The 2772-nt window shown below is 59.6% G+C and carries 2 protein-coding genes and 1 pseudogene; all 3 read right to left on the bottom strand.

What is annotated here, in order from left to right; translation table 11 throughout:
- Positions 1-678 precede the first annotated feature (678 nt).
- Positions 679-918 (bottom strand): annotated as a pseudogene (locus FJ147_28195) (site-specific DNA-methyltransferase).
- Between the two features lie 202 nt (positions 919-1120).
- On the bottom strand, positions 1121-1774 hold the full coding sequence (locus FJ147_28190; GenBank protein ID MBM4259764.1) for a hypothetical protein: 654 nt from the start codon (positions 1772-1774) through the stop codon (positions 1121-1123).
- A gap of 8 nt (positions 1775-1782) precedes the next feature.
- Positions 1783-2349, bottom strand: a complete 567-nt coding sequence (locus FJ147_28185; protein MBM4259763.1) for a 7-cyano-7-deazaguanine synthase — start codon at positions 2347-2349, stop codon at positions 1783-1785.
- Between the last annotated feature and the right edge of the window lie 423 nt (positions 2350-2772).

Raw genomic sequence — 2772 nt, 5'->3', positions numbered from 1 at the left:
GCGCCAGCTTTCCTCGCCGACGCCAAACAGCGGGAGCGCGGACTTGGTATGGTTGCCCCGGTCTTCGCCCGACGCCTTTGCCGTGTAGAAGAAGCGGGCGGCGGATCCTCCTGCGTCTTCGTGTCCAAAAGTAACATGGGGAAGGTCGCGCCCCTTCGCCACGCTCTTGAACTCTCCGTTGTTTCTCGCGCTCGCCTTGCTCGGCCCCGTCACCGGAAACAACCCCACCACCTCGTCGCTGCCGTCGTGGATGAGGTTGGCGGGCCAGCGTCCGGGCGGGACATCGCCTGTCGCCATCGTTTCGCCTTTGCCTCCGGGCTGGATTTGCCCGGGCGCATAGCTGCGCGACTTCGGCCACGTTTCTACCGTCGTCCCCACCCTGCACCCATCCACGTTTATTGCCCCCGTGCCGTGCGTCAGGACATTCTCGGCCACCGTGCCGACTAGCGGCTTGCGTGCGACGGTGATAGGCTCCAGCGCGGGCTTCAACGCCGTGCCCCAGCCTTGCCATTGCTTCGCGGCGTCGGTCGCGGGTGCGGTGATGTCCACCATTGCATCGCCTTCCCATGTTGCGTGCGTGTTCTGGTGCTTCGGGCACTTCCTTCCGTTGTCGCTGTATCGTCCCACAACCTCCCGCTCGGCTCCTGCCGCCTTGTCAATCGCCTTTGACACATCAAGCGACTTGGGGAACCCGCTGCCATACACCCACGCAATCATGTCCCTTATCTCAAACCCTGCGTCCTCGATGTTCACCGCCATCCGGTGTTGCGTCCGCGTTCCAGCGAAGCTCAACAGATGCGCCCCCGGCTTGCACGCGGCGAGCACGACGCGCCAGAGGTCAACGCTTGGCACGTCGTAATCCCAAGACCGATTCATGAACCGGATTCCGTACGGTGGATCGCAGACAACAGCATCCACCGGCGCAAGTGTCGGCAGCACGTCTGCGCTGTCGCCGTGGTAGAGCGTGCATAGCGCGTTGCCGTGCCTAATGATGACGGGTTGGTTGGACATTATGCCTGCCGCCTTCTCGACCATTGACCCACCCACCCCAAGCCATGTCGCCAGCCGTTGCGGACGGCCCGATCAATCTTGGCGACAATCTTGCGAAGCTGTTTGCGGGTCATCTGTTTTGTTCGCTTGGCCGTGTTGCGACCGTCCACTGTAATTCGGGAGTTTTGTTTCGGTGTCCTTCGATGAACCGCTCAAGCGCAGGCACTTTGTCTGGCCTTGATGGGTCACGAAACCATCCAGTTCCGTCCACAGATTCACATCCTAGCCGCTCGCATGATTCGATCATTTGCGGAGCGTTCACGCGGGCGCAATGGACACGCGGGAAGTTGCTAGTCCACATTTCAAGATTCGGGAACTTCCAGCCGTCGCTTCCTCCCACAAACACCACGTCAGCATCATCCGGCACGTCGTCTGGCGTCATACTGTCCTGCACACAGAACGCCGCAGGCCAGCCGAGAGACTTGATTTCGTCGCGGTATATCGGCCAGTTGGCGAGCGTTGCTTCGCGGTTCGCCACCACATCAGGCACAGCCGCCCACAGCGGCTTTAGTCCGGTCATGCGTATCCAGCGCAGCATCTCGCGCCACGCTTCCACGTCCCACAGTTTCTTGTCGCGCCACGCCGTAAACGCGTCATTGTCCAGCACGAACGGCATCCACTTATCCACGGGGACTTTCTTGCCATAGGATGGGCCAATCAGGACACCTACCGCGCCGGGATGCTTCCCAGCCCAGTAGTGCCAGATGCGATTGGATTGTCCCATGATGAGCATCACGCGATTGCAGATTCTAGTTTCTTGCAGGCCGGACATTTTCCGCACGGGCCGGTTTTAGTCGGTTGGTAGCACGTCCAGATTTCATTCGGACGGATTCGGAAGTCTGAAGCCAGACGAGCTATCCACGTTTTTGATTTGTCGAGATATGGGGCGCAGATTTCCACGTCATAGCCCGCCGATTTCACAGCGGCATTCATCGCGTCCAGAAATGCCTTGCGGCAATCGGGGAAGTATTCAGCGTCGGCTTCGTTACACCCGATGGTTACGGTGTCAGCACCAGCCTGGCACGCGACATTCACAGCCACGCTCAAGAAGATGGCATTGCGGTTCGGCACTATCCACGATTGCTCATTCAGTCCACCGAGTTGCGGAAGTTCCATTCGCGTCCACAGCACTCCCGCCCGCTTCGCGTGCGTTATTGCAAATTGGAGTTCTTGCGCGTGGCGTTGCTTGTAATCAAAAAGCAGGGCGTGGACGTTGTGACCCTGATTTGTGAGATCGTAGAGCATCGTTACAGAGTCGAGTCCGCCCGATAGCAGATGGATTATTGTTTTCGGTATCATAAAAATTGCACTCTAACCAAGGCACAATCTTGCGAAGCTGTTTGCGGGTCATAAAAAAGGCTCCGCACCGGCCATTACCGGGCGGAGTTTTGGCGGCTGTTTCCATACAGCGACATCGCTGTCGCCGTGGTACAGCGTTGCCGTAAGGTTGCCACGGCGGAATTGGTAGGACGAAATCATGCTAGGCTTACACGCCGCACTCGCGGCGCAGGGCCAGGTATTCGGTGCGGTCTTGGTCGGTGACGTGGTGCTCGTCGTAGGCGGTGCTTTCGGGGTTGCCGGGATGCTCGGCACAGGCGCGCTCAAAGGCTTGCCGGCGCAAGTCACGCATCCAGCCCTCGGGCGCGTCCTTGGGGATGCTCCGCAAACCAGCCTCGACTTCGCGCAGGTCGGCTTGCAGGCGGCGGTAGGAGTTCAGATCGG

This window comes from Deltaproteobacteria bacterium (genome assembly GCA_016874775.1).
Lineage (GTDB): Bacteria > Desulfobacterota > Binatia > Bin18 > Bin18 > VGTJ01.
Note: the sequence above shows the minus strand (reverse complement) of the source record. Positions and strands in the feature narration are given on the sequence as shown.